The sequence below is a fragment of the Arthrobacter sp. SPT-J7 genome (assembly GCF_059089965.1).
On record NZ_JBNHFF010000639.1, the window covers coordinates 1 to 265 of the forward strand.

Consider the following 265-nt stretch of genomic DNA (forward strand, 5'->3'; position numbering starts at 1 on the left):
GCTTGGCGACTTGTTTTCCAGCAGGAAGGTACCGGTGGCCCGGTCCAGGGTGTCGGCCAGGACCTGCGCGCGGGCATTGCCCGTGGTGGTGGCCAGGTGCTCAAAGCTGACGGCCAGGGCCAGGAACTCACCCAGGCTGTCCCAGCGCAGGTGGTTTTCCTTGAGCAGCTGCTGGACGTGCTTCGGGGCGGATCCGCCGGCACCGGTCTCGAACAGTCCGCCGCCGTTCATCAGCGGAACGACGGAGAGCATCTTGGCGCTGGTG

General features: G+C 66.8%; 1 protein-coding gene. It reads right to left on the reverse strand.

The features are described 5' to 3' along the window. On the reverse strand, positions 1 to 265 hold a 265-nt coding region (locus AC5RWX_RS34620), incomplete at both ends, for an NADP-dependent isocitrate dehydrogenase (protein WP_494100615.1).